The organism is Amycolatopsis rubida (assembly GCF_900115345.1).
In the GTDB taxonomy this organism is placed as follows: domain Bacteria; phylum Actinomycetota; class Actinomycetes; order Mycobacteriales; family Pseudonocardiaceae; genus Amycolatopsis; species Amycolatopsis rubida.
In genome coordinates this window covers 195,680-221,638 of sequence record NZ_FOWC01000003.1, presented here as the reverse complement: position 1 = coordinate 221,638, position 25,959 = coordinate 195,680, and the positions used below count along the sequence as shown (strand labels likewise).

General features: G+C 71.2%; 24 protein-coding genes and 1 pseudogene. 19 read left to right on the top strand and 6 right to left on the bottom strand.

Annotated features, from left to right (window positions below; translation table 11 throughout):
• The first annotated feature begins 93 nt into the window (after positions 1-93).
• Positions 94-1,083 (top strand): LacI family DNA-binding transcriptional regulator, encoded by a 990-nt coding sequence (locus BM362_RS15460; protein WP_067590543.1) that lies wholly within the window; start codon positions 94-96, stop codon positions 1,081-1,083.
• A complete protein-coding gene (locus BM362_RS15455; protein WP_093573584.1) occupies positions 1,080-2,138 on the top strand; it encodes a M20 family metallopeptidase in 1,059 nt (352 codons plus the stop codon). Before BM362_RS15460 ends, BM362_RS15455 begins: the two co-directional genes overlap by 4 nt.
• Positions 2,139-2,278: 140 nt before the next feature.
• Here the strand turns inward: BM362_RS15455 and BM362_RS15450 are convergent, their stop codons facing one another.
• Positions 2,279-2,836 (bottom strand): hypothetical protein, encoded by a 558-nt coding sequence (locus BM362_RS15450; protein WP_093573583.1) that lies wholly within the window; start codon positions 2,834-2,836, stop codon positions 2,279-2,281.
• A 788-nt stretch (positions 2,837-3,624) separates the two neighbouring features.
• On the opposite strand from BM362_RS15450, the gene BM362_RS50540 reads away from it, so the two are divergent.
• Complete coding sequence (locus BM362_RS50540; protein ID WP_425285704.1) at positions 3,625-3,954, top strand: hypothetical protein; 330 nt, start codon at positions 3,625-3,627, stop codon at positions 3,952-3,954.
• Here BM362_RS50540 and BM362_RS15440 read toward each other — a convergent pair.
• The 4 genes from BM362_RS15440 to BM362_RS15425 form a co-directional block, all read right to left on the bottom strand.
• Positions 3,842-4,786: a hypothetical protein gene (locus BM362_RS15440; RefSeq protein ID WP_244287166.1), complete on the bottom strand. Its 945-nt coding sequence runs from the start codon at positions 4,784-4,786 to the stop codon at positions 3,842-3,844. The genes BM362_RS50540 and BM362_RS15440 overlap by 113 nt on opposite strands.
• Before the next feature lie 936 nt (positions 4,787-5,722).
• Complete coding sequence (locus BM362_RS48230; protein ID WP_208865212.1) at positions 5,723-5,986, bottom strand: hypothetical protein; 264 nt, start codon at positions 5,984-5,986, stop codon at positions 5,723-5,725.
• The gene (locus BM362_RS15430; protein ID WP_067590524.1) at positions 5,953-6,774 is read right to left on the bottom strand and encodes an MBL fold metallo-hydrolase; all 822 of its coding nucleotides are present in this window, start codon (positions 6,772-6,774) and stop codon (positions 5,953-5,955) included. Before BM362_RS15430 ends, BM362_RS48230 begins: the two co-directional genes overlap by 34 nt.
• A 287-nt stretch (positions 6,775-7,061) precedes the next feature.
• Positions 7,062-7,844, bottom strand: coding sequence for a FadR/GntR family transcriptional regulator (locus tag BM362_RS15425; protein WP_093573581.1), 783 nt, complete (start codon positions 7,842-7,844; stop codon positions 7,062-7,064).
• A gap of 156 nt (positions 7,845-8,000) precedes the next feature.
• Between BM362_RS15425 and BM362_RS15420 the strand changes: the two genes are divergently transcribed.
• From BM362_RS15420 to BM362_RS15385, 8 genes are read left to right on the top strand one after another with little or no spacing between them, the layout of a single operon-like run.
• Positions 8,001-8,519, top strand: a complete 519-nt coding sequence (locus BM362_RS15420) for a flavin reductase family protein (protein WP_093573580.1) — start codon at positions 8,001-8,003, stop codon at positions 8,517-8,519.
• Positions 8,520-8,543: 24 nt separating this feature from the next.
• A complete protein-coding gene (locus BM362_RS15415; protein ID WP_093573579.1) occupies positions 8,544-9,737 on the top strand; it encodes an acyl-CoA dehydrogenase family protein in 1,194 nt (397 codons plus the stop codon).
• Positions 9,738-9,746: 9 nt separating this feature from the next.
• Positions 9,747-11,684, top strand: a complete 1,938-nt coding sequence (locus BM362_RS15410) for an acetoacetate--CoA ligase (RefSeq protein ID WP_093573578.1) — start codon at positions 9,747-9,749, stop codon at positions 11,682-11,684.
• Positions 11,681-12,604 (top strand): VOC family protein, encoded by a 924-nt coding sequence (locus tag BM362_RS15405; RefSeq protein WP_093573577.1) that lies wholly within the window; start codon positions 11,681-11,683, stop codon positions 12,602-12,604. The genes BM362_RS15410 and BM362_RS15405 overlap by 4 nt, the downstream gene beginning before the upstream one ends.
• 16 nt (positions 12,605-12,620) lie before the next feature.
• Entirely contained in the window at positions 12,621-13,454 is an 834-nt protein-coding gene (locus BM362_RS15400) for a fumarylacetoacetate hydrolase family protein (RefSeq protein ID WP_067590507.1), read from the top strand.
• A gap of 28 nt (positions 13,455-13,482) precedes the next feature.
• A complete protein-coding gene (locus BM362_RS15395) occupies positions 13,483-14,538 on the top strand; it encodes an amidohydrolase family protein (protein WP_244287165.1) in 1,056 nt (351 codons plus the stop codon).
• Entirely contained in the window at positions 14,535-15,470 is a 936-nt protein-coding gene (locus BM362_RS15390) for an amidohydrolase family protein (protein ID WP_093573575.1), read from the top strand. Before BM362_RS15395 ends, BM362_RS15390 begins: the two co-directional genes overlap by 4 nt.
• Before the next feature lie 4 nt (positions 15,471-15,474).
• Positions 15,475-15,924 carry a nuclear transport factor 2 family protein gene (locus BM362_RS15385; RefSeq protein WP_093573574.1) on the top strand — a complete coding sequence of 150 codons (450 nt, stop codon included), beginning with the start codon at positions 15,475-15,477 and terminating at the stop codon, positions 15,922-15,924.
• Between the two features lie 375 nt (positions 15,925-16,299).
• On the opposite strand, the gene BM362_RS15380 is transcribed toward BM362_RS15385, so the two are convergent.
• Positions 16,300-16,899 carry a TetR/AcrR family transcriptional regulator gene (locus BM362_RS15380; protein ID WP_093573573.1) on the bottom strand — a complete coding sequence of 200 codons (600 nt, stop codon included), beginning with the start codon at positions 16,897-16,899 and terminating at the stop codon, positions 16,300-16,302.
• A 101-nt stretch (positions 16,900-17,000) separates the two neighbouring features.
• Between BM362_RS15380 and BM362_RS15375 the strand changes: the two genes are divergently transcribed.
• From BM362_RS15375 to BM362_RS47435, 8 genes and pseudogenes are all read left to right on the top strand, one after another.
• Positions 17,001-17,411 carry a DUF4345 domain-containing protein gene (locus BM362_RS15375; RefSeq protein WP_067590493.1) on the top strand — a complete coding sequence of 137 codons (411 nt, stop codon included), beginning with the start codon at positions 17,001-17,003 and terminating at the stop codon, positions 17,409-17,411.
• Positions 17,412-17,890: 479 nt separating this feature from the next.
• Positions 17,891-19,183: pseudogene (locus BM362_RS48930) on the top strand (hypothetical protein); the annotation flags it as partial.
• A 209-nt stretch (positions 19,184-19,392) separates the two neighbouring features.
• Entirely contained in the window at positions 19,393-20,589 is a 1,197-nt protein-coding gene (locus BM362_RS15370; RefSeq protein WP_093573572.1) for an AI-2E family transporter, read from the top strand.
• 205 nt (positions 20,590-20,794) lie between these two features.
• A complete protein-coding gene (locus BM362_RS15365; protein ID WP_244287164.1) occupies positions 20,795-21,313 on the top strand; it encodes an ANTAR domain-containing protein in 519 nt (172 codons plus the stop codon).
• A 26-nt stretch (positions 21,314-21,339) separates the two neighbouring features.
• The gene (locus BM362_RS15360) at positions 21,340-22,071 is read left to right on the top strand and encodes a GAF and ANTAR domain-containing protein (protein WP_232791911.1); all 732 of its coding nucleotides are present in this window, start codon (positions 21,340-21,342) and stop codon (positions 22,069-22,071) included.
• A gap of 25 nt (positions 22,072-22,096) precedes the next feature.
• Positions 22,097-22,873 carry a GAF and ANTAR domain-containing protein gene (locus BM362_RS15355; RefSeq protein ID WP_093573571.1) on the top strand — a complete coding sequence of 259 codons (777 nt, stop codon included), beginning with the start codon at positions 22,097-22,099 and terminating at the stop codon, positions 22,871-22,873.
• A gap of 320 nt (positions 22,874-23,193) precedes the next feature.
• Positions 23,194-24,345 (top strand): epoxide hydrolase family protein, encoded by a 1,152-nt coding sequence (locus BM362_RS15350; protein WP_208865211.1) that lies wholly within the window; start codon positions 23,194-23,196, stop codon positions 24,343-24,345.
• A gap of 427 nt (positions 24,346-24,772) precedes the next feature.
• Positions 24,773-24,934, top strand: a complete 162-nt coding sequence (locus BM362_RS47435) for a hypothetical protein (protein WP_167545323.1) — start codon at positions 24,773-24,775, stop codon at positions 24,932-24,934.
• Positions 24,935-25,959: the final 1,025 nt, after the last annotated feature.

Sequence of the window (25,959 nt, the reverse complement as noted above, 5' to 3'; positions counted from 1 at the left end):
AAAGCTTTAGCGCATGTTGCGCAACATAGCGCAACACCGCCAATATAGGATGCGGTTGCAGTCGCCGTCAACGCTCGAACGGGGAGGAGCCGGATGTCGCTGGCGAAGGTGGCCCGAGAGGCCGGAGTGGCGGTGTCGACCGTGTCGCGGTACGTCCGGGGGGAGCTCAACGTCGCCTCCGAGACGGCCCGGCGCATCGACGCCGCACTGTCGGCCGAAGGGCATCCGCCCGTGCCGAAACAGGTGACCGGGCTCAGCCTCGGCCTGGTGGTCCCGTCGCTGGACAACCCGTATTTCTCGGCGCTGGCGGACGCGGTGGCCGACGCCGCCGCGACGGACGGCATCGACGTGTTCACCGCCCTCACCGGCTCGTCGCCGTCGCGGGAGCGCGCCAGCGTCGAACGCCTGATGCGGGTGCCGGACGTGGGCGGGCTGATCTATCTGGGGATGAACAGCACCAACGAGGCTTTCGCGGGCAGGCTGGCGGGCGAGTTCCCGGTGGTCTTCCTCGACGAGTACGTCGAAGCCGCCGGGCCGCGGATCGCGCACGTCACCGCGAACAGCTTCGGCGGCGCCTACCAGGCGACCGCCCACCTGATCTCCCAGGGCCACCGGCGCATCGCCCACGTCGGCGGCCCGGCCGGGCTGCGGACGGCCGACCAGCGCGAGGCCGGGTACCGGGCGGCGCTGAAGGCGCACGGGGTCGAGGCGGACGAAGCGATGATCGTGCGCGGCGCCTTCAGTTCGGCGTTCGGCATGAACTTCTTCGCGCACATGGCGCGAGCCGGAGCCGAGCCGACCGCCGTGTTCACCGCCAGCGACATCGCCGCGGTCGGCCTGCTCGAAGCGGCCCGCCGCGCCGGGGTCTCGGTGCCGGGAGACCTGTCGGTGATCGGCTGCGACGGAATCACCCTCGGCGAATGGACCTCGCCGCGCTTGACCACTGTTGCGCAACCGACCGAGCAGATGGCCCGCAAAGCGGTCGACGAGATCACCCGCCTCGCGGCCGGGGACAGCCCCGCGGACCACGTGCTCTCGATGCAGCTCGTCGTCCGCGAATCGACCCGGGAGCACTCCGCATGACCGAGGAAGCCCTTGAGCTGCTGCGCGACCTGGTGCGCCAGGACACCACCTCCGGCGACCGCGCCGCGCAGGCCGCCGCCCAGGAACTGGCTGTCTCCTATGCCACCGCCACCGCGGGTGTACGCGTGCTGCGCCGTTCCGCCAGCGGGCGTCCGTGGGTGCTGCTGGGCACCGGGTCGGGCAGTGGGGCGCTGTTCGTGTGCCACATCGACACCGTTCCGGCCGGCTCCCCTGACCGGTGGGAACGCGCCCCGTTCTCCGCGGCCGCCGACGAGAAGTTCCTGCACGGCCGGGGCACCGTCGACATGAAGGGCGGACTGGTCGCCGCCTTGGCGGCGTTGCGCAACGCGGCGGCAGCCGGTGCCGACGCGCAGGTCCTCATCACCAGCGACGAGGAGATCGGCTGCCGCGGCGCGGCGGAGGCCGCGGGCTCGCTGGAGCTGACGCCCCGGATCGTCGTGGTGCCGGAGGCGACGCAGAACCGCGTCTCGCTCGGGCATCGCGGAGCCACGTGGCTGCGCCTCGCCGCGGAAGGCAAGGCGGCCCACGGGTCCACGCCGCACCTCGGGCGCAACGCGATCCAGTTGCTCGCCGAGCGGGTTCTCGGCGCGCTCGGCTCCTTTCCGTTGTCCGCTGAGGACTATCTGGGCGAGGAGACGGTCAACGTCGGCACGTTCGAGGGCGGGACCGCGACGAATATCGTTCCCGCTTCGGCGGTTCTGACGCTGGATGTGCGCACTGTGGACGGTGGAGCGCCCGCGATCGCCTGGGCTTCGTCGCTCGATCCGGCCATCAGCGCGGAGGTGGATCTCGATCTGCCTGCCGTTCGGACGCCGCACTTGCCGGATGCGCTGGCTGAGCAAACCACCGCACCAGCCGCTGCCTATTTCACCGACGCCTCGGCGCTGGCCGGGTCGGTGGCCGGAGCTCCGATCGTGATCTGGGGCCCGGGAGATCCGCGCGAGATGCACGCGGCGAACGAGAAACTGGAACTGGAGTCCTGGCGGGAGGCGTTGCGCAACTATCGCGAGCTGGTGCTGTCCGCCGCGCGTTGAAGTCCGATGTGGACTGACGGCCGCGGCCCGGTCCTTGTTCCCAGCCCGCCCATGACCGCGGGGCGGTTCCGGCAGGGCGGCGACGAGAAGCAGTTCGCGCCGGCCGCCGAGACGCGATCGCGCGGAGAGAAGCGGGCGAGCTAACGGAACTGCGGGGCGGTTCCCGGATCGGAAGCTGCGGCGGAGATGCCGGAAACTGGCCGGGGACCTGGACCTGCCCGAGCCGTTCGGCCCGGATCGAGTTCGTGCGCGCGGTCGCCCGCGACCGGCCGATCGAACTGCTGCCGGCGCGGGCACTCGGCGGCGGCCCGTGCGCGCTGGTGACGCCCGCCGACCGCGCTGACTACATCCTGCTGCCCGCCAGCACTTCCGCGCCGCACCGTCAGCACATCCTGCTGCACGAAATCGGGCACCCGCACTGCGGACACAGCAAAGGCGGCACCGTCAACGTCGACACACTGCTGCACGAAATCGGGCACCCACTCCACGGACACGCCGAAGGCAGCACCGTCAACGTCGACACACTGCTGCACGAAATCGGGCACCCACTCCACGGGCACGCCGAAGGCGGCACCGTCAACGTCGCCGCACTGCGCCCCGCCATCTCCCCCCGACTGGTCCAGCGGGTGCTCGGCCGCCCGGTGTACACCGAGGCGCAGGATCAGGAGGCGGAACGGCTGGCCACGCAGGTAGCTCACCGCGCCGCCCAGCGGGCAGGCACCACGCGCTCGTGTCGCGCGGGCTGTCCCTGGTGGAGCAGTGGTTCGGATGATCGAGGCGATCGGTTACTCCGGTTGTCGGTGCGCGCTGCTCGCCGTCGCAGCGAAGGTGGAATCCCGCCGCCCGGCTCCACAGCCCGGAGTCAGGTACCTGTGCATGTTCATCGGATGCTTGACCGCCGGGATGACGCTGCTCGCCGTCTCGGGCGGCAATGCGGCGAGCTTGCTCGGCGACGAACTGAAGCTCGCCTCGCTCGCTTTCCTCGTCCTGTTCGCGCGTTCGCTGTCACCGGGACAACCGACTCGGCGGCAGGACCGCTGCGGCCTGTTCGCGACCGGCGAGGCGCTCGCGGTCAACCGCGTTCTCCTCGTCGTCGCCGACGCCCGCGAGGTCGGCGGAAACACCGTGGTGAGCGGGACCGGCATTCTGGCACCGCTGATCTACTACGTCACCTGCACCGCCTCTGCCGCAGCGGCGTTGTCGCTGTTCATCGTCCTTATCTGGCGCTATTCCAGGCTCGGGCTCGCCGCGGCGCGGACTGTTGCGGACAGCGTGGGCTGTCGCGCCTGCTGGCGGCAGGCCGCGTCAGTTCCGACGAGGACACCCGATCGGTGCTGCTCGGCGCGGTGGCTGCGAGCTGATCCGGACTGCCGACGACTTTGTCCACTGTGGACTATGAGGCGAAAGGCAGTGCCCGGCATCGTCCTCGACCCGGCGGCGGGGCGCACCTGGCCTGCTACCGCCGCGCGAACACTTCGATCCCGCAGTGGCCGAACGGGCGGCGTCCGTCTCCCGGCGCGCCAGGATCGCCCCGGAGCGGGTACCCGCCACCGTCGAAGCAGCCTCGATCGTGGCCGCGTTGACCGCCCACCGCGAGGGCCGCCGCTTCCGCACCGCGGCGGACTGCCTGCCGCCCTCCTCGCCCCGACCATCGCCGCCGAAACCGTCTGGCTCACCGCGGTCTCGCGCGAACTCCGCCGACCTCAGCGCTTTACGACCGCCCGGCGGTAGTCGCGAATTCCGACGACGGTCAATGCCCCGACGATCGCCCCGGCACAGCAGACCTGCGCGAGCACTATCTCGTCGAACGGGATGACTCCGTTTTTCAGCACCAGGTTCTGGATCACCGCCAGAGCGATGCACAGGGCCAGCGCGAGCGTCCGTGCCGCGCGTGGTTCGGAGCGGAGCCGGAGCAGCAGACATCCGGCTCCGGCGATCGCGCACAACCAGACCAGCGGGGACAATCCGGCGATCCGGTCGAGCTCGCCGGGAAGCCCGGACCTGAGTGCGAGGACGGGAGCGAGGAGCATACTTCCGCCGATGCCCCACCACCACGGCCGCGCCGGCGGCAACGGGGCGTCGGTGTGGAACGCCGCCAGCAACAGCACCAGCGGAACCCACTGCGGAGCGAAGTACCCGAGCGCTTCGGGGCTGGAATGCTTGACCAGAAACCAGATCGCGCCGATCGACAGGATCGCCCCGGCAGCGATCCGCGCCAGGCGGCGCCACCCGTCGACCAGCAGCACGAGCGGGATCAGCGCGGCCGCCAGCGGGATGAGCTCCGTGATCAGATCGGCCGTCAGCGCCGTGCGGAAGGTCCCCGGGCGAGGGCCGGAGAAGGTGAGCAGCAGCCAGAGCGTGTTGCTCGCGGCGCAGGCCGATTTGAGCACGTCCCAGAGCAGGCCGAGGAGTGCGACCTGCCGCACGAGATCGCCGAGAGCAATCGTGCGCGCGGGTGCCGCCCTGGCCGCCAGCCGGGTGCGCACGCCCAGCGCCAGCACCGCCCACAGTTCGCTCCACAGCGCCTTGTGGTTCTGCTCGCCGCGCAGGTCAAGCAGGGTGCCGACCATCTCGTCGCCTCGCTCGGCGCGATACCAGGCCGGGAGCACGCGCACGACGGCGCGGTAGTGCGTCTCGGTGCCGATCATGCCCGGACTTCCGCTGCGTGGGGCCGTGACACCGGGCTGGCTTCCATGTTCGCGGTCAGCTGCCGGGTCCGCTCGGAGATGCTTCGCTCCATGGTCCGCATACAGTCAAAGACGACAGATAGCGGCGTCCGTTGCTTCGTTGTCCGCGAAACTTAGCCGAAGCGGCGTTGAGCAGGCCGGACCCCGCGAACCCTGGTCGCAGCGGCCGGCATCGTGCCGAGCGCTCCGGTCTCCGGGGGCGCGGGATGATCTCGGCCGCTCGACGTCGCGCAGGGGACGGCTGAGCAGGCATTGCTCCAGCGGATCGCCGCCGGCTCCGCGTCACCGGGTGGAAACCCGGCCTGGTCCGGAAACGCCGCGGCCCGCCCGTTCCCGGCATCGCGAGACCTCCGGATCCAGTTGCTTTCGCCGTTCGGGAAACGTGAAGCCCGCCGGGCCGCCGTGAAGCGCGGCGACTATCGCGTGGCTGACCGCGCCACAACGTCCGTCACGACCAAGTACTGCTCTCCACGGGCGCAGAAGACGGCGATCGGATTGACCACGAGCCCGGGCGGCACCAAGACCAGCATGAAGCTCCAGCGACTCGACGCTTCGCAGACCCCGGCGAGTGCTTCGAGGCCGGCGGGAGGCCGAGTCGGGCGAGGGCGACCTGGTGCAGGAGCATCGGGAATCGCGAGGGCCGGGCGTCGCCGACGGAGACACTCGCGCCGTGCTCGCTCAACCACCGCACAGCGCTGAGGTCCAGTTCACGCACTGGCTGGCCGAGTGGCTAGTTGATGTCCCATCCGCCGCGAACCGCGACGGCGTCGCCCGCGGACAGGGTGGCACCCGCCCGTTCCAGGGCAGCATCGAGGTCGGTGCCGCCCCCAGGCGCCAGGCCAAGGAGGACACCGCGGGTCACAATCGCTTCGCCGAAGCGATCGGCCGAGCCATGCGTCACGCCGGGCAGACGCGCTCTTCGACCGGCAGGTGGGCGACAGAGCCGGGATGCGTCAGGGCGGCGTTGTGCGTATTGACGACGAGCGTGTCGGTCATCGCCCGAGGCCGCACACCGGTGAAGTCCGGCTCGATCGCGGCGGAGTGCTTGTGCGCGATCGCCCGGGCCAGATCGGCCTTGGCACCGAAGCTGTCCGGGCGATCGCCGCGTTGGCGCCGGAGGAAGCCGGTCAGGTCAGGTGGTCGAATTCGCCGCTGACCCAACGGATGTGCGCCTCGGCGGAGCGGTGCACGACGGCCTTGGCGTCCGCGTCGACGGTGTCGCCGCCGAGCGTGTACAACCGGTCGTAGGACCAGCCGTCCAGCCGGTCCGCGATCCGCCGGACCACTGCGGCCGACAGCGGGATGTGCTTCGGGAAACTGCGCTGGAACGACACCCAGTTCGGCGCCAGGCCGCCGCTGATCGTGTCGCCGGACAGGATCGTGCCGTCCGGGGTGCGCAGCACCGCACTGCCCGGCATATGGCCGCCGACCTGGATCAGTTCGACCCCGGGCACCGGCTCGGCGCGCTCCGTCCAGAACTCGAGCACGGGGTCGGTGCGGCCCAGCCACTCCCGGCCCGCATCGTTCACCAGCACCGGGACCCGCCCGAACGCGTGGCTCCAGCTGATCTGGGCGGCGAACATGTGCGGGTGGCTGGTCGCCACCGCGGCGACCTCGCCCAGCGCCCGGACCGCGGCGAGCGTGTCCGGCTCGATGGAGGTCGGCGGATCCCACAGCACGGTCCCCCGCGCGGTCCGCACGACGAACGACCACTGCCCGATGCCCACCACCGGTTCCCGGCGCAGGCTGTGCACCCCGCGGCCGTGGTCCCGCTGCCGCACCGTGTGCGGTTCGGCGGCAAGCTGTTCGTGAGTCCGCCAGCTCCCGGAATGCGGGCCCAGGTCCCCGCGCTCCTCGATGCCGGCCTCGCCGCGGTCCATCACGCAATGCGGGGGTTCCGGGGAACCGGGTTGCTCGATGCCGCATCGGTCGCAGATCCACAATGTCATGGTCGCGATTCTCGAACCTCGACATTGGTAGAGGTCAACCGGCCGGGCCACGTGCGCGGCCCTCTTCCCCCGGACGCCGACGGCATCGAAGCTGACGCACTCACCAGCCGCGTCGGCGAGCCGTTCCGCCGGTGCGCCCGGCTCGACGACCTTGCGCGACGCCGGTTCCGGCGTCGCGCCGCGAAATCAGTGCCGACGTGCCGCGACCACCGCCTCGCACCCGATGAGGCCCGGTCTGGCAAAACCCGCCTGACCCCGCGAATTCCGGCTGACGATCCGGCGGAGAGTCACTCCCCCTCGGGCAGAATCACCGTCGGGACGGTGCGGTGCAACGCAGCGACCGCTGCCGGAGCGTCGCGCCGTTCCAACGCGTCCACCAGCTCTTCCATCGCCTCGGCAAGCGGATCCAGGCGCACTGCCGCCAGGTCGGCGTCTGCGAGCTTGGCGCGCAGATAGCCGGTGCCGAGATCCATAATGCTCAGGTACAGCGTGTTCAGCAGGACGCCTTTGCCCAGCTCGGCGAAGTACGCGTGCAGTTCCCAGCACGCCGACACGAACTCCGCGACCTCGTGCTCGTCCCGGGTACGGCGGACGCGCCCGAGCCGCTCGGCCAAGGCCTCCTGGTCGGCCGGCGTGATGTGCCGCAGCGCCTCGCCGACGAGCAGCGGGGCGATCGCGTCGCGGATCTGCACGGTCTCGTCGAACGCCGAGGCGTCCTCGGCAGCGGAGCGGAACCAGCCGTTCATCCGGGACAGCGGCGACGGATCGCAGGCGAACAACCCGCCGCCCGGGCCCGGCCTCGAGGTGACGACCCCTCGGGTCTGCGCCAGTTTGATCGCCTCGTTGATCGCACCGACCGACACCCCGCACAGCTTGCGGAGGTCTTCTTTGCTGCCGAGGCGCTGACCGGCGGGCACCGAGGCGGCGAGCCGGGCGATCCGGCCCGCCGCCTGTTCCGCGCGCGAGCGGCCGACCGCCACGGTGCTGCCCGGATCCGCCACCCGCGCCCACAGCTCGCGCGAGTAGGCGGGACCCTCCAGGTCCTCGACCGGTGTCGATCCGCCGTCCATCAGCTCTCCTCCCCGGCTCACCTTAACAACCGCCGTGCCGCCCTGGCCGAAAAAACCATGATTAATTATCCGCCCCCTCTTGACGCATGCCCGGACCCACGCCGACACTGAGCCTCAGCCAATTAATCATTACTAATTAGCGAAGGGTGGCCGGTCATGCTGGACCAGCACTTTCGTGACTTGATGGCCGGGGTGTGCGCCCCGGTCGCGGTGGTGACCACGGCCGACGGGGACGGGCCGCACGGCGCCACGGTCAGCTCGCTGGCCTCGCTTTCCCTCCGGCCGGCGCTGATCTCGATCGCGCTCGACCGCCGGTCCCGGCTGCTGTCGCGGATCCAGGCGGCCGGCCGGTTCGGCGTCAACGTCCTCAGCGCCGGCCAGGACGGCCTGGCGACCGTATTCGCCAAGCCGGGCGCCGACCGGTTCTCCGCCGCGCGCTGGTCCCCCTCCTCCGGGCTGCCGCGGCTCGACGACGTGGCCGGCTGGGCCGTGTGCGAACTGGCTCAAGCGGTGCCCGCCGGGGACCACCTGCTGTTGGTCGGCCAGGTCGTTCTCGCCGTCTCCGCACCGCGGCCGCCGCTCGTGTACAGCCATCGCACCTTCGGCACGCACTCCCGCTTCGCCGCGCGGCCGCGCACCCCGCTCGCCGACCACATCGCTGCCTGTTCCCGCTGAACCGCAACCGAACCAGGAGAATCCATGACCGCCACGCACACCGTCGTGCCCACCGCGGAGGAACTGATCGCCCGGGTCGAGGACCTCGCGCCGCTGCTGAAGAACAACGCGGCCGAAGGCGAGCGGAACCGGCGCGTCGCCGAGGAAAGCATCAAGGCACTGACCGACGCCGGGCTGTTCCGGATCGCGACGCCGAAACGGTACGGCGGCTACGAAACCTCGCTGCGCACGATGCTCGACGTCTCCGCCGCGGTCGCCGAAGCCGACGGCGGCACGTCCTGGGTGGTGACCCTGACGAACGTGATGTCGTGGGTGGTCGGGCTCTTCCCGGAACGCGCGCAGGACGAGGTGTTCGGCGCCGACCCGGACGCCAAGGTCTCCGGCGTGCTGACGCCCACCGCCGAGACCCGCAAGGTCGAGGGCGGCTGGCGGGTCACCGGCAAGTGGTTCTACAACTCCGGCTCCTGGCACGCGACCTGGGCCGGACTCGGCATCCCGATCACCGACGAGACCGGAGCCACGGTCGACCAGGGCATGGCGCTGATCCCGCGCGCCGATCTCACGCTCGAAGACACCTGGTTCGTGGCCGGGATGCGCTCGTCGGGCAGCAACTGCATGGTCGCCGAGGACGTGTTCGTGCCCGAGCACCGCGTCCTGCGGATCCCGCCCGCCATCGGCGGCGACTATCCCACCGAGCACAAGGACGAGGTCCTGTACCGCTCCGCGCTGGTCCCGGTGCTCGCGCTGGTGCTGGTCGGCCCGCAGCTGGGCATGGGCAAGGCCGCTTTGGACCTCGTGGTCGGCAAAGCCGCGAAGAAGCCCATCTCCTATACCTTCTTCACCGCGCAACAGGATTCGGTCGGCTTCCAGCTCCAGATCGCCGAGGCGTCCCGGTTGCTCGACACTGCCCGGCTCGTCGCGTACCGCGCGGCGGACGACGTCGACGGCGCGGCCGCCCGCGGCGAATACCCCGGCTACCTCACCCGCGCCCGCGTGCGGTCCGACACCGGTTACGTCGCCGAATGCGTCACCCGCGCCCTCGAAATCCTGCTGTCGGCGCACGGGGCCGGTTCCTTCGCCGAGGTCAACCCCTTGCAGCGGATCTGGCGCGATTCGGCGACCGCCGCCCGGCACGCCATCGTGTCGCCCGCGGTCGGCTACGAGATCTACGGCAAGGCGCTGCTCGGCGTCGCCGACCCCGTCACCCCGCTGGTCTGAGGAGCACGCATGACCGAACCCCGGTGGGTCCCGGACCCCGGCGCGGACACCCGGATCGCCCGGTTCGCGGCGTTCGCCGGAGAGCGCCGCGGCCTCCGGTTCCCCGGCTACGCGGAACTGCACCGCTGGTCGGTCGAGCAGCTCGGCGATTTCTGGCAGGCGGTGTGGGACTTCTTCGACGTCCGCTCCGCCACGCCGCCGGGTCCCGCGCTCGCCGAACCGGAAATGCCGCACGCGAAATGGTTTCCCGGCGCGCAGCTCAACTACACCGAGCACGCGCTGCGGGACCGGCGGCCAGAGAGCGTCGCGATTCTCGACGTCCGCGAGGCGGCTGAACCTGTGGAGTACACCTGGGGCGATCTTCGCCGTCAGGTCGCTGCACTGGCGGACACGTTGCGCCGCAACGGAGTCGGCCGCGATGATCGCGTGGTCGGGTACCTGCCGAACATCGCCGAAGCGGTCGTGGCGTTCCTCGCGACGGCCTCGCTCGGCGCCGTGTGGTCGTCGTGCGGCCAGGACTACGCGGTGCCCGCCGCAGTCGCCCGGTTCGGCCAGCTCGAACCCGTCGCGCTGATCACCGCCGACGGCTACCGCTTCGCCGGTGCGGACCGCAGCCGCGCAGCGGAAGCACAACGACTGCGCGAGCAGTTGCCGACCGTGCGGCTGGCGATTTCGGTGCCACGGCTCGGTTCCGGCGTGCCCGGGATGCTGCCGTGGGCCGACGCTGTCGCCGGAGAACCCGAGTTCGCGGCGGAACCGGTGGCGTTCGACCATCCGCTGTGGGTGGTGTTCTCCTCCGGCACCACCGGCGTGCCGAAGGGCATCGTGCACGGCCACGGCGGCGTGCTGCTGGAACAGCTGAAGACGAGCGGCTTGCATTTCGGCCTCGGCGAAGGCGACACGTTCTTCTGGTTCACCACACCGAGCTGGATGATGTGGAACAGCCAGGCGGGCGGACTGCTGACCGGCGCGCGAATCGTCTGCTACGACGGCAGTCCCACGTCGTTGTGGGAACTCGCCGCCCGGTGCGAGGTCACCGTGCTCGGCACCAGCCCCGGCTTTCTGCTCAGCTGCGTGAAGGAGGGGGCGAAGCTGCCTGCCCTGCCGTCGTTGCGATGTGTCGGCGTGACTGGTTCGGCCTTGCCCGCCAGCACCGCCGAATGGCTGGCCGACCGGCTCGGGCCGCACGTGCAGATCGCCTCGACCAGCGGCGGCACGGACGTCGTCACCGGATTCGTCGGCGCCGCCCCGACGCTGCCGGTGTACGCGGGCGAGATTTCCGGGCCCTGTCTCGGCGTGGCCGCCGACGCCTACGATCCGGCGGGGCGCTCGCTGGTCGGCGAAGTCGGCGAACTGGTGATCACCGAGCCGATGCCGTCGATGCCGCTGCGCTTCTGGCACGATCCCGGAGACGTCCGCTTCCGCGAGGCGTACTTCTCGACCTATCCAGGGGTGTGGCGGCAAGGCGACTGGGCCACGCACACCGAGCGCGGCACTTTCGTGCTCCACGGCCGTTCCGATTCGACGCTGAACCGGCACGGCGTGCGCATGGGCAGCGCCGACATTTACGACGCCGTCGAACCGCTGCCGGAAATCGCCGAAGCCCTCGTCCTCGGTGTCGAAGAGCCTGACGGCGGGTACTGGATGCCGCTGTTCGTCACGCTCTCCCCCGGCACTGAACTCGACGACGGCCTCCGCTCCCGGCTCGTCGCCGCCATCCGCGCGCATGCCTCGCCGCGGCACGTGCCGGACGAGATCGTCGCCGCGCCCGGCATCCCGCACACCCGCACCGGGAAAAAGCTCGAAGTCCCGCTGAAACGGATCATGCAGGGCGCCGAACCGTCCGCTGTGGCCGATCCCGCGGCGGTGGACGACCCCGCCCTGATCGACTGGTACGCCGGCGTCGCCGCCGCGCGTGCCGCCGCCCTCGCCAAGGAGACCGCATGAGCCTGCACCGGTTGACCTCGCTCGCCATCGGCGTGCCCGACGTCGACGCCACCGCCGCCTACTACCGCGATTTCGGGCTGGCCGACCTCGGCGGCCACCGTTACGGCACCGTCGACGGCGGCGAACAGCTCCGCCTCGCCCCGGCCGAACGGCGGCGGCTGCTGGAACTCGGCGTCGGCGTGCACGACCAGGACGACCTCGGCCGCATCGGCGCCCAGCTCGACAAGCTCGGCGTCGCCTACCGCACCGACGCGACGTCGCTGACCGTCGAGGACCCCCACTCCGCGCTGACCGTCGTCGTCGCGATCGCCCCGGAAGTACGGCAGGAACCGGCACCGGTCGCCGCCACGAACGGGCCGGGCCGCGTGGGCCGTCCCGACGCGCGTGCCGACGGCATCGGCCGCACCGGCCCCGTCCGGCCGCGCAAACTCGGCCACGTCGTGCTCGGTTCGCTCGACCAGGAAGCCACCCAGCGGTTCTTCACCGAAGGGCTCGGGTTCAAGGTCAGCGACCGCGTGCCCGGGCTGGCGAGCTTCCTGCGCTGCTCGACCGACCACCACAACGTGCTCGTCCAGCAGGCTCCGCTGAACTTCCTGCACCACACCGCGTGGGAAGTCGAGGACGTGGACGAGGTCGGCCGCGGCGCGACCGCGATGCTGGAGGCCGACCCGGAGCGGCACGTGTGGGGGCTCGGCCGTCATCACATCGGGTCGAACTTCTTCTGGTATCTCAAGGACCCGGCGGGCAATTTCTCCGAGTATTACAGCGATCTCGACTGCGTCGTCGAGGACGCGCTGTGGCAGCCGGAGGTCGTGGAAGGCGCGAAAGGCTTGTACAACTGGGGTCCGCCGCCGCCTCCGTCGTTCCTCGCGCCGGAAGACCTCGCCGCGCTGATGACCGGTTCCCACTCCGCCGACTGACCGCAAAGGACACTCAATGCGCATCAGCAGGATCGACGGCCGCTACCGCCTCGTCTCCGGGGACACCGCAGCCGACATCGCCGAAGCCAGCGGCGGCGCGTTCGCCCCCGACGGGTTCGACGTCTACGAACGCTGGGCCGAACTCGCCGCCTGGGCCCCCAGCGTGCCCGCGTCCGCGTACCGGCCGTTCGACCCGGCCCGGCTCGACGCCCCGGTGGCGCTCCCCAGGCAGGTGTTCGCGATCGGGCTCAACTACCGCGACCACGCCGCCGAGGCGAACCTGGCCGAGCCGGAAGAGCCGCTCGTGTTCACCAAGTTCCCGACCTGCGTCACCGGCCCGGTCGCGGCGATCGACCTGCCCAGCGACCACGTCGACTGGGAGGTGGAGCTGGTCGTGGTGATCGGGGCGCGCGCCCACCGGGTCGCCGCGGCGGACGCCTGGGCGCACGTGGCCGGGCTGACCGTGGGCCAGGACCTGTCCGAACGCGTCGTGCAGCTGGCCGGCCCGGCCCCGCAGTTCGGATTCGGCAAATCGTTCCCCGGGTTCGGCCCCATCGGCCCGGCGGTGGTGACCCCCGACGAACTCGGCGACCCGGCGAACCTCGCGATCGAATGCGCGCTCGGCGACGAGGTGCTGCAGAAGGGCACGACGGCCGACCTGATCTTCCCGGTGCCGGAACTGATCGCGCGGCTGTCGGCGGTGTGCCCGCTGCTGCCCGGCGACCTGGTCTTCACCGGCACGCCCGCCGGGGTGGGCGGCAGCCGCAAACCGCCGCGCTTCCTGCCGCGCGGCGCCACGCTGGTCAGCCGAATCGAAGGAATCGGCGAATTGCGCAATGCTCTTCGCTAGCCAGTCATCCGCCGACGAAAGGACCGCTGTGCGCATCGCGCTGACCGGGGTACGGGTGTTCGAGGGCGAAACGCTGTCGCCGCCGCGGACCGTCGTGTTCGACGGCGGGGTCATCGGAACCGAGGAAGCGGGCGCGGAACGCGTCGACGCGGCGGGCGCGGTGCTCTTGCCCGGCCTCATCGACGCGCACCTGCACCTCCACGAGGTGGACACGCTGCGCCAGCTCGGCCGGTGGGGCGTGACGACCGCGCTCGACATGGCCACTTGGCCCGCCGAGCGGGTGGCGGCTCAGCGCGGCCTGCCCGGGCTCCCGGACATCCGCAGCGCGGGCACCCCCGCGATCGGCCCCGGCGGACCGCACGCGCAGTTCCCGGACCTGCCCGCGGACGCGATCCTGCGCGACGGCGCGCAGTTCGTCGCCGACCGGGTCCGCGAAGGCGTGGACTACGTGAAGATCGTGCTGGAAGCGCCCGGCGCGGGCGGACCCGATCCCGCCGCGGCCGCGGCTTTGGTCGAAGCTGCTCACCAGCACGGGAAATCTGTTGTCGCGCATGCGGCTTCTCGCGGCGCGTACGTGCTCGCGCTCGATCTCGGCGTCGACATCGTCACGCACGTCCCGATGGACGCACCGCTCGGCGACGACGAGATCGCCCGCATGGCCGGGCGGGTCTCGGTGCCCACGCTGACCATGGAACGGGCCCTGGGCACGATGCGCGGGCTGCCAGAAGCCCTCGACGTGGCAATGGGGAACGTCACCGCGCTGCACCAGGCCGGGGTGCCGGTGCTGGCCGGGACGGACGCGGCCGTCGTGCGCGGGCTGCCGCCGCTCGTCGCGCACGGCGAAAGCCTGCACGACGAGCTGGAACTCCTGGTCCGGGCCGGGCTCTCCCCCGCCGCGGCCCTGCGCGCCGCGACCAGCGGACCGGCCCGGCATTTCGGGCTCGCCGACCGCGGCGCGATCGCCCCGGGCCTGCGCGCGGACGCGGTGCTGATCGACGGCGACCTGCTCGAAGACATCAGCGCCACCCGCCGAATCCAGCGCGTCTGGTGCGCGGGCGTCGAGCAGGAAGGAATCCGGTCGTGACCGCCGAACCGCTGGTCGACGTCCACTCTCACTTCGTCACGCCCCGCTACGTCGAAGCCGCGATCGCCGCCGGACACCGCGATCCCGACGGCATGCCCGCGTGGCCGTCGTGGAACGTGCGCGAACACCTCGGCTTGATGGACCGGGCCGGAATCGGCACCGCGCTGCTGTCGGTCTCCTCCCCCGGCACCCACTTCGGCGACGACGCCGCCGCACGCGCCCTCACCCGCGAGGTCAACGAATTCGCCGCCGGACACGTCCGCGACCACCCCGGCCGGTTCGGGCACTTCGCCAACCTTCCGCTGCCCGACGTCGACGGCGCACTGGCCGAACTCGCCTACGCACTCGACACCCTCGGCAGCGACGGAGTCGCCGTCGAAACGAACGCACACGGCCGTTACCTCGCCGACCCCGCGTTCGAGCCGGTGTGGGCTGAACTCGACCGCCGCCGCGCAGTGGTGTTCGTGCACCCCACCTCGCCGCCCGCCCACGAGGCCGTGAGCCTCGGCCTGCCGCGGCCGCTGCTGGAGTTCATCTTCGATTCCGCCCGCGCCGCAACGGATCTGCTGCTCACCGGAACAGCCGCGCGCTACCCGGGCATCGCATGGATCTTCCCGCACGGCGGCGGCGCGCTGCCCCTGCTCGCGGACCGGCTCGAACTGTTCCGCACCGCGTTCGGCCCGGACGCCCCGCCGGTGCGCGAGCGACTCGCCGAATTCTGGTTCGACCTCGCCGGCACGCCCTTCCCCCGCCAGGTCCCGGCGCTCACCGCCGCCGTCGGCACCGCACGGCTGCTCTACGGCAGCGATTCCTGCTGGACCCCGGTGCCGGCAGTGCTGCGACAGGTCGCGTCGATCGACGCCGCCGGACCGCAGTGGCGCACGCTCACCACCGCCAACGCCCGCCGGCTGTTCCCCCGGCTGGCGAGGTAGCGCCGTGTCCGAAATCTCCGAGGTCGTCCTGCTCGAACGTACCGCCCGCGACACCGCCCGGTGGGACCTGATGGCGTCCGCGTTCGCCCCTGGCGCCAAGGTCGAACTGAGCTGGTTCTCCGGCACCGGCGAGGAATTCGCCGCCGCGTCCCGCCGCATGCACGAACGCGGCAGCCGCAGCTTCCACACCCTCGGCGCGGTCAGCTCGCAGGTCGTCGGCGACCGCGCCCTCGCCAGCGAGAACTGCACCGTGCACACCACCGCGACCCTCGCCGGCGTCGAACTCAACCTCGCCTCGCACGGCCGCCTCTTCCAACGGCTCCTACGCACCGGCGGCGAGTGGCGCATCAGCGAACTGACCATGCTCTACTGCCAGGACGTCGTGACGCTCGCGAATCCCGCCGACGACCCCTCGCCGCTGGCGGGCTACTCGTTCCCTTTCGACCGGCCGTAACGCTACCTCGCCGCCGTCCTCGCCGAAGCCGGGTACGCGATCAGCCCCGACCTGCCCGGCCCCGATCGGCCGGACCTCGCCGAACCGTATCTGGCCGCCCACGAAACCTGGCTGCACGCCGGCCGGCCAAGCTGTCATCCGGGTCAGGTGCGGGCGGCGGCCTCGCGACGGCCGCCGCGCTGATCCGGCGTCACGGCCGTCCGTTCGGATCTGGTCGACCTCGCGAGCGCAGCCATCCCCGGCCGCGGTCTCCGGGCGTTGGCGTCGACGGGATCCACCGTTGCGACGCGACGTTCGGTATTCCTCGATGCCCGGTGTGTGCGCCCCGTTTCCGGGCGGAGGCACGAGGGCGAGCGGTTCCGTGCCCGGCTGTCGCTACCGGACGCCGGTCCGCGACGGATCCTGCAGTGCGGCAATGGTTCCGGTCAGCGCGCCGAGACTGATATCACGGACCTGGTCGCGGGTGAGGCGGTCGTGTTCGAGCCATTCCAGGCACAGGGTGTGCACGAACATCAGCCATGAGGTGAGCGCCGCGGACATGGTGGCGCGCTGCGCGCCGCTGAGACCGGTGGCGGCGAGCATGACGTCGTGCATGGCCCGGTGGTCGCCCAGCACGATGGCCTGCACGACGGGGTCGCCGGCGAGATCGCGGTTGGCGGCCAGCACGGTGTGGCGGTTGGCCGCGAAGTAGTCCATGTGCGCGTCGAGGCCGGCGGCCACCTGGTCGGTCAGCGGCCGGCCGGACTCGAACCGGATCCGGGCCTGCAGCCGGTCGGCGGCCCGTTGGTAGATCGCCGCGAACAGGACGCTCTTCTTCGGGAAGTGCCGGTACAGCAGGGCACGGGAGACTCCGGCGCGTTCGGCGATCCGGTCCATCTGCACCTGTTCGTAGGGCAGTGCGGCGAACATCTGTGCGCCGATGTCGAGAAGTTCGGCGCGGCGCTGGTCCGGGGCGAGGCGGCGGCGGGGCGGCATCACCCCACCCTAGTTGACGCGCGTCCACTAGCGCGGTTACGCTTCGGCGGCCTAGTAGACGCGTGTGTACTAACGCCGGGGATCCGGATCGGGAGGCGATCATGAAGGCCGTATTGCGCTGGTACCTCGTCGTTTTCGGCATCGCCTGCGCACTGATCGCGCTGGCGCACATCCTGATCGGGCCGAGCACGATCATCGGCGCGAACACGCCGAACGCCACCCTCGACGGGGATCTGCGGTTCTCGATGCTGTTGTTCCTCGGGTACGGGATCGCCTGCGTGTGGGCCGCCCGGGATCTGGACCGGCACGCCGGCCTGATCCACCTCCTCATGCTGGTGTTCTTCGCCGGCGGCCTGGTGCGCTTGCTGACCGTGGCCTATGTCGGCTGGCCGCACTGGTTCTACGTCGCGATGCTGGTCGTGGAACTCGTTACCCCGCTGGTTTATTCGCCCCTGCTGCAGAAAGCCACCGGACGCTCGGCAACCGCGGACCTGGCGGCGTTGACGCGATAGCCACGGGGAATCCCCGGTGCGGGCAAAGGAAAACATCATGCCGGCCGGCGTGCGTCGCCAAGGCCGAATGTCGCGAGTCGCTCGAAGCCGCCATGGTCCTGCGCCATTCGCCGCAGACCCGCCGGGCGTCGTCGACGGCACGAACCCCGGCCTGTTCGCACGCCTGCGCCCTCAAGGAACTGGGCGACACCGAGGAACTCGCGGCGCGCGGCATCCTCGTCTCGAAATTCACTGTGCGCGAGCATGATCGCGTGCCGCCGCACATCGACCTCGGCGACTGCCCCGGGCCCATCCCTATGCCCTGCTGGTGCCGCAGGACATTACCGAGCAGATGTTGATGAAGCGAAAGGACTCCGAAGGCGTCACCGTGCTCACGTCGCTGCCCGGCACCGGATCGTGGCGAAGGTGACCGGACAGGGACGGAGTTGGCGGTTCCACGTGCACCATCGCCTGGCTGAGGCTACCGCGCCGGCGACGCCGCGCGGGTGCACAGCCCAGTCGGCCGCCAGGGCACGAACACTGGCATCCAAGACGCGCTGGATCTGGCCCGCCGGTCGGGTGCTGAGCGGCGAGCCGTGCGCAATACCGCGATGCGCACTCTGGACTGGCTTGCCCGCGGTCCATCGCAAGCTGGCGCTGAACCTGTCCGAACTCGAAACCGGACGCTGACCCCTGCTCCGGCGGGCAACGTCGCTCGACTGAATTCTTCACCAGCTCATCCGCTCCCCGCCGCGCCGGTGTGCCCAGGCGCGGCGGAAACCCCGGCTTGCTCCGCTCGACGGCCGAGCATCGACTTGATGCCCCCGCATGGTCGTCGGGCGGTAACGACCGAGCCACAACGCAGTCGGGCAGCACCGCCGTCATCGCCCGGTCCCCAGTACGCGCGATCGCCAAGCCGGCACTGTTCTTGCCTCGGATGCGTTCTCCAGCCCGAGACAGGCTCCCTGCTACGGCAGTCAGGAAACCGGCCAGCTCGAACAATCCCCTGGCCGGTCGCGCCGCGCTCGCCTCCGGCGCGGCCGCGAGACCTCGCCGCACGATCCCGTTTTCGCAGTCCAGACCCTATGCGAAGGGGTGGGCCGGATCGGGCCCGAACCGACGGCCAAGGGTTTATGCGCCCTCCTGGACCGAACGGTGTGCCGCACTGCGAAAACGCGGGTCATCGGGGAGCGCGGCCAGCACCCACCGTACGCCCGTCGGCAGGCGAACCGTCCCAGGCATCCGATCGAGCCGCACCGCCGACTCGCCCCGCTCGCCGGGACTTGGCCCTCCCGCAGCCAAGAAGTTTCGAATTTGGTCCACCGCGGCGAAAAACCGCCCATAATCAGACCGGGGTCAGCCGGCCGCGCCTGGAAAAACTCGACCTCGCCGCCAGCCACCTCGCCAAAGCCAAAGAGGAAAAGGACTGCGTCCGAGCCGAACGGGAAGGCCAGCGCGACGAACAGGTCTCGATCTCGGCGCTCCGGGAGGGCGATCGCGCCGCAGGCGGCGGTGCTCGTGGTCGCGAGCGCCGGATGTCCCGCGCCTGGCTGGACCGCCACGTGCTCGGCACCGCTCAGAGCCCGGTTCCAGCAGTCCATAAAGGACGAACCCCAGCTCGCGCTTCCCGATCCCCGCCGCCTCGTGCGCACCGGATTCCGCGCGCCCCGGCCGCACCTCCGCGAAACTCCCGCCGCCGCGGAGTTTGCCCGTCCGGGCGACGGGTACCCGGGCCCTCAGCACCTCAGCGTTCGAATCCCATGCTCGCCACGAGGAAAGACAGGGACCGGTGATCGTTCTGGAGAGCATTCTGCTCGTGCTCGCCGGAGCGGCGGAGACACCGGCCGGCCGGGCCTCCGGAACGGCACCGCGCTCATGGCCGACCGGGCCGCGAAGTCGCTCGCGATGCTCCAGCCAGGTCGTCGTGACCCAGCTTGGCCCGCTCGGACGGCCGCGAACCAGAGACCCAGATGCTGGAGAAGCTCAGGAAAGAGGTGACCAGGTGGCCGTTCAGGACGGACACGTTCCCGCTCGCCGGATCGCGGGCGGGAACCGGCAGCACCGACGCGACGCCGCGGGCGCGGTGCCGTGGCCGCTGCGCGTCGCGGCCGCGACCGGCTGGCGGTTCCTGGTCGTCCTGGTCATGGTCGGGGCCATCGCCTGGGTGCTCGGCCACCTCGCGACCGTCACCGTCCCGATCGGGATCGCCCTGCTCCTGTCGGCGTTGTTCGCGCCGCTGGTCGACCGGCTGGTGCGCTGGCACGTGCCCCGCGCGCTGGCCACGATCCTCGCGATCATCGTCGGGTTCGCCGTGCTCGGCGGGGTCCTCACCCTGGTGATCACCACGGTCGCCGCAAGCCTGCCGCAACTGCAGAACCAGCTCGCGGCCAGTCTGGCGAACATCAACGACTGGCTGCGGAACGGACCGCTGCACCTGTCGCACGCCCAGCTGCAGCAACTGCTCGACAACGCGGTCAAAGCCGTCCAGGGCAACACCTCCGAGCTGACCGGCCGGGTGCTCTCGACCGCCGCGACCGTCGGCGGGGTGCTGACCGAAATCCTGCTGACGCTGTTCGTGCTCATCTTCTTCCTCTACAGCGGCAGCCAGGTGTGGAGCTTCCTCCTGCGGATCGTGCCCGCCGCGTCCCGCGAGAGCGTCGACGTCGCGGGCCGTCGCGGTTTCGCCTCGCTGGTCAGCTACGTGCGTGCCACCGTGGCCGTCGCCTGCGTGGACGCGATCTGCATCGGGATCGGCATCTGGCTGGTCGGAGTCCCCCTCGCGGTCCCGCTGGCCGCGTTGATCTTCATCGGCGCGTTCGTCCCGATCATCGGCGCGGTGATCGCCGGCGCCGTCGCCGTCCTGGTCGCCCTCGTCGCCAACGGATTCCTCGCCGCGATCATCGTGCTCGCCGTCGTCATCGCCGTGATGCAACTGGAAAGCCATGTCCTGCAACCGTTCCTTCTCGGGCGAGCGGTCCGGCTGCACCCGCTCGCCGTCGTCGTCGGCATCGCCCTCGGTCTCGAGATCGCCGGCGTCGTCGGAGCCCTGCTCGTCGTGCCGATCCTCGCCGTCGCCAAATCCGCGATCGGATCCCTGCTGCACGATCCGCGGCTCGACCCCGGCGGAATCGACCCGCTGCGGCCCCGCAGCGCCCGCACCGGCACCGGCCAGCCCGAGGAGAAGGGCGAACCCGAATGAACCCGATGTCTACTGTGGACGGATGTGTCGCCCGCTCCGGGATCTCGCTGGTGTGCCGGATGTTCCCGGTTCAGGCGGCGCGAGACGCGCGGTGCGAGGATGACCGGACAACCGGCAACGGAACCGGAGCAGCGGCTGGTCCAGGCGCTCGGCGACGCGGCGCAAGAACTGAGCGGGCGGGCCCGGCCGGGTCCTGGAGCTGATCGTGGCCGACGCGACGCAGACCGTGCCCGGTGCCGACCACGCGGGTGTGCTGTCGCTGAGCCGCGACGGTGCGGTGACCTCGTATGCGTCGAGCAGCGATCCGGTCGCGCGGATCGACCGGGTCCAGGCGCAGTCGCGGCAAGGACCGGGCGTGACGGCGTTGTGGGAGCACCACACCGTGCTCGTCGACGATCTGGCCGCGGAAGCGGATCGGTGGCCGGCGTTCGCGTCGGGAGCGGCCAGCACGGTGTCGTTCCCGTTGTCCACGAGTGACGACACGCTGGGCGCCCTCTACCTGTATTCGGTTCCGCAAGCCGGGCTCGACCAGCAGGTGCTGCTGACCCGCGACGTGATCGGGCAGGCCAAGGGTATTTTGGCGGAGCGGTTCGGTATCGGCGCCGCGGCCGCGGCCGGGTTGCTGGTCGGCGCGCAGCTGGTGGATGTTGCCCGGTGGCTGGTGGCCGGCGGCGGTTCCCGCGCTGCCGCGCCCGGCGAGGCGGTCCCTCCCGAGGGGATCTAGGATCGACGACGGCGGGTGCGACGGGAGTGGTCGAGGTGGAAGACCGGCGGCAGCGCTTCGCCGACCTGCTCGCGTCCGAGGGCGATGCCGACCAGGGCGGGCGGATGTCCCGGATCTGTGCGCTGGCGGTCGCGGAACTGAAGGTGACCGGAGCCGGGGCCACAGTGCTCAGCGCCTCCGCCAACGGCGCGGCGGCCGATTACCGCCGTGCTTTGGTGCATGCCACCGATCCGGTCAGCTCCGGGCTGGAAGACCTGCAGCTGACCGTCGGGGAAGGACCGTGCCGGGACGCCTTCGTCGCCGGCGGTCCGGTCCTGGTTCCCGATCTGGCGGCCGCCGCGACGCGGTGGCCGGCGTTCGGGCCGGCCGCGACCGGCCTGGGCGCGGCGGCGGTCTTCTCGTTCCCCTTACAGCTCGGGGTGGTGCGGCTGGGTTCGCTGGACTTCTACCGCGACCGGCCCGGCCCGCTGTCCCGGGCGCAGGTCACCGATGCGCTCGTCCTCGCCGATCTGGCCACCGCCACGGTGATCGACCAGCTCGACGGGCACGCGTCGAGTGATCTGAGCTGGCTCGCCGACTCCCATGCCGAGGTGTACCAAGCCGTGGGCATGGTGCAAGTCCAGCTCGGCGTCAGCACCGACGCCGCGCTGCTGCGGCTGCGCGGCCACGCCTTCGCCCACGACGTGACGCTGGCCGACGTCGCCGGGCAAGTGGTCACCCGCACATTACGGTTCCGGCCCGAGGAGGATCCCGCATGATGACCAGCGGAGAAAGGCGCGACGCATGAGCATGACCGCAGACCGGCGGCTGGCCCGCACCTTCGTCACGCTCGCCGACACCCTTGTCGTCGACTTCGACGTACTGGATTTTCTGGCGCTGCTGGCCGAACGCAGTGTCGAGCACCTGGCCGTCGACGCGGCCGGGGTCATCCTGTCCGACCAGCGCGGCGGCTGGCGGCCCGCCGCCGGTTCCTCCGAACGCGCCGACCTGCTTGAGCTGTTCACCGCACAGACTCGCGAAGGTCCCTGTTTCGACTGCGTGGCCACCGGGAAGCCGGTCACCTGCGCCGACCTGCGCACCGCCGAGGCCCAAACCCGCTGGCCGCGCTTCTCGCTCGCGGCCGCCGGTTCCGGGTTCCGCGCCGCCTCCGCGGTGCCGATGCGGCTGCGGGACCAGACCGTCGGGGCACTGACGCTGCTCAACCACGAACCCGTCACTCTCGACCCGGACACGATCGAGATCGGCCAGGCCCTCGCCGACGTCGCGACGATCGGAATCCTGCACCAGCACGCGGCGGCTCGCGGCGAGCTGCTCGCCGAGCAGCTCGAAGCCACCCTGCAGCAGCGCACCGTCATCGAACAGGCCAAAGGCGTCCTCGCCGAGTACCTCGCCTTCGACATGCACGACGCGTTCACCCGGCTCCGCGAGTACAGCCACCACCATCAGCGGCGCCTCTCCGAGGTCGCCCGCGACCTCGCCGGCGGCACCCTCCGCCCGTCCGCCTTCGCCACTCCCCGCAGCTGGCCCGTCGAGGACCAACCGGCTTCTCCCCCGGCTTGATCGCCGGACGGGTTCTCCGCCTGCCGCGGATTCGACGACCGCGGAGGGCGGGCAGTCCTGCACACCTGTCCGCGCGTCCGGCGTCCGCAGCGGTCCTCGGCGGGCAGTCCTGCCTCTGCTGGGCGGTTTTCCGATGTCAGGGCGGAGGGCTCATACCGCTGCTTCGCGACGGCGCAGCGGCAGCCTCCCGATCCGCCCGGCACCGCGTCTGCTTCACCGCGTTGCGCCCCGGGTGCGCCGAGGAGCTTGTGGCCGCGGACACCGCCTGACCGGATGATCGAGGACAGCACCTGACCTGGACGCACTCTAGGTTGATCTTCATGAACAGTGCCATCGCTCCCTTCCGGATCCGCATTCCGCAGGCCGAACTCGACGATCTGCGCGATCGCCTGGCCCGCACCCGATCTCCGCACCCGGTGCCGGACGCCGGATCGCAGTGGGACCGGGGCATCCCGTCCGGCTGGCTCCGCGAACTGGCCGCCTGCTGGGCCGGCGAGTTCGATTGGCGGGCGCACGAGGCCGAGCTGAACACTTTCCCGCAGTTCGTCACCGAGATCGACGGGCAGACCATCCATTTCCTGCATCTGCGTTCGCCCGAACCCGACGCCACTCCCCTGTTGCTCAACCACAGCTATCCCACCTCGTTCGCGGAGTTCCTCGGGGTGAGCGGGCCGCTGACCGATCCGCGCGCGCACGGCGGCGACCCGGCCGACGCGTTCCATCTCGTCATCCCCTCGCTGCCCGGTTTCGTTTTCTCGAGCCCGCTCTCGGCGCGCGGCTGGAATCTGGAGCGGACCGCGCTGGCGTTCGGGGAGCTGATGACCCGCCTGGGGTACGAGCGCTTCGGCGTCGAGGGAGGCGATCTCGGAGCCGGGGTGACCAGCCGGGTGGCGGCGCTGCTGCCCGACCGGGTGATCGGCGCCCACACCCACGGCGACCGGCTCCAGCTCGGCATGGCCGGCGAGGATCTCCCGGTCCCGGAGGGCCTGAGCACCGCCGAACGCGGCGAACTCGAGGCGGCGCGACGACGCTGGTCGCAGATGAAGGGCTACCGGGTGCTGCATTCGACCGAGCCCAACGCCTTGTCCGCGGGTCTGGCCGATTCCCCGATCCTGCAGCTGGCCTGGATCGCCGAAAAGCTCGCCGAGTGGGCCCATCCCGCGACGCCGATCAGCCGCGAGGACATCCTGCTCACCGCGAGCCTCTACTGGTTCACCCGGACCGGGCCCGCGGCGGCCGACTTCTACTGGGAACTGGCCCACGCCGAGAACACCGGCTGGGGCGGATCCTCTCCGGTGCCCCAGGGCCAGTCCCTGTTCCACAGCGACCCGCTCGTCCGCAAGGTCCTCGGCGCCGCCGGCCAAGCGGTCTTCTTCCGGGACCACCCCGAAGGCGGGCACTTCCCCGCGTTCGAGGTTCCCGACCTGTTCGTCGGCGACATCCGCGCCTTCTTCCGGCAACTCCGGCACTGACGCCGACCCGCCCGGCAGGCGAGGGCTTCCTGTCCTCGCGAGCACGAAACGAAGCGGCGGAAACGAGCGCCTCCGCCGCCCGGACCGCGCCGCACAGTCAGAAGTCCCGGCCCAGATTCGAGCGCTTCGTCAGCTGGCTCCCGGCGTCGTCGCCGAGCTTCTCGAAGGTCGCCTCGGCCGTTCCGGCGAACTCGAACTCGTTCGGGCAAGTGCTGTTCGAGCCCGGACCGCCGGGCGTCGCTTCGATGGTCTCGGTCGAGGTGGCGGTGGTGCGTTGCGCCCCACCCGCACGACGCGATCCCTAGTGCTCGAACGTGCAGGTCAGCTCGGCGCTGACGCCGGCGGTGTTGGGCCAGGACAAGCTCGCCCTGGCCCGGCCGCTGTCGTCGGGGATGCGGCGCTCCGTGCTGGGATCCCAGTCCTCGGCATGACCGAAATCGGCGAGCGACCGCGGGGCGGCCCCGCAGCGGCGTGGACCGTGCACGGGGGTTTCGACGAGGATCCGGGGCTGCCTGTCCTGTCGGCGACGCGGAAACCGGTGACGGAGGTGCTGGAGGCGGCCGGGACCATCCTCACTCTGCTGACCTGAAACCCCGTGCCCGCAAGCAAGCACCGGTGACCGCTCTTGCCCGAGGATCGACCAGCACCTCCGTCCCCACGGGGATAGCCGCCGGAGCGTCGTCGAAACGTCGCCGCCGCCCAGTGCCGGCGAGAACTCGCGCGATCCGCGGCCAGGAGCGCGCCGTGCGACGAGGACTGGCAAGCTCGGCAGCTTCGTATCCGGCGTGCGAGTCCCGGCAACGCCATGGCCCGTTCCGGAGAACAGGCCCGCCTCAGCGCCGCCGGACCGGCTGCGGTGCCGCGAGTTCCCGGACAGGCCGCCCATCGCGACGACAAGCGGTTCCCGCGGCTGCGGTGCCGGGACGTCGGGCGGCGGCACACCGGGCAGACCCGGAACCGGACGGACGCCGGGATCGCCTCCGTGCCAACGGAATCCGCGGCTGCGGAGCCGGAACCTCGGACCGCGGCACACCGGGCAGACCCGGAACCGGACGGACGCCGGGATCGCCTCCGTGCCAACGGAATCCGCGTCGGCTCCGGATCTGCCCGGCCGTGCGGCGCGGCTGACGGCACGCATGAAGGGCCGCCGCATCGGGTAACCACCCGATCGAGTGAACCTGAGGAGATGCGATGCCGAGATCGCACGACCCTGGCCGGAGCCGCCAGGCCCGCGGACAACGTCGCCGTCCGGTCGCGCCGGCCGGAAGCCCCGCACGGCGTCCGCGCTCCGCGGACGACGGAAGCACCGCGATCGTTCGCCCGGCCGCCGAACCCGTGCGTACGGGATGTGCTTTGCCGTGGAAGGTTTTCCGCGCACCTGGTGGTGGCGGAACAGCTCCGCCGCGAACGGCGCCGCACCGGTTGTCCGCTCCCTGGCGAGTACGTCGCGTCCGGAGCGGGAGCACCCCGTCCGGCGGCGATCCGGGGCCGCCGCACCGGAAGGGTGCGGATCCGGCGAGAAGAGACCTCCGGCCCGGCCCGCTCGGCAGGCGCGGCCGAACCGGACCGGTGCCCTGTCCCCGCCCCTGCGGCAGCGCCGCATCCGGCCGGCCG